Source organism: Microbacterium sp. Ru50 (assembly GCF_002920555.1).
GTDB classification, from domain to species: Bacteria; Actinomycetota; Actinomycetes; order Actinomycetales; family Microbacteriaceae; genus Microbacterium; species Microbacterium arborescens.
The window spans coordinates 1-612 of record NZ_PQSV01000052.1 but is presented as its reverse complement, the minus strand read 5'-3'; the positions used below and the strand labels follow the sequence as shown (position 1 = coordinate 612).

Here is a 612-nt window from a genome sequence, read left to right as displayed (position 1 = left end):
GTACAGGGGTAGTCCGAAGGGTCGAGCGGCCCCTGTGCATGTAATAGCTCTGTCACAACACGCACGGTTTATCCGCCGGAACGGACCGTGATGTGAAAGAGGGCCCGTGATGCCGGATCGGTCGCCGTGCGTCCCCTCCGTGCCGAGTGCGCGCATACGGGTGCGGCCATTGGCCCTCCGTACCGGCCCGAAGTGCGGGATCATGTCGCCATGACCGAGGTGTCCTCGCTCACAGGCCGGCTGCTCGTCGCGACCCCCGCGCTCGCCGACCCGAACTTCGACCGGGCCGTCGTGCTGCTCCTCGACCACGACGAGGAGGGCTCGCTCGGCGTGGTCCTGAACCGCCCCACGCCCGTCGGCGTGGCGGACATCCTCCAGCCCTGGGCCGACCTGGCGGGCGAGCCGGGCGTGGTCTTCCAGGGCGGCCCGGTCTCGCTGGACTCCGCGCTCGGCGTCGCGGTCGTCCCGGGCGAGGCGGGCGAGCACGCCGGGTCGCCCGGGGCGGACGTCCCGGACGGCGCTGACAGCGACGGCGACGGCCCCCTCGGCTGGCGCCGCGTGCACGGCGCGATCGGCCTGGTCGACCTGGAGGCGCCGCCCGAGCTGCTCTCC

General features: G+C 73.2%; 1 protein-coding gene. It reads left to right on the top strand.

Annotation, left to right across the window (positions count from 1 at the left end; all coding sequences use genetic code 11):
- Window positions 1-210 precede the first annotated feature (210 nt).
- Window positions 211-612, top strand: a 402-nt coding sequence (locus C3481_RS16205) for a YqgE/AlgH family protein (protein WP_181021967.1), incomplete at its 3' end; no start/stop codon positions are given.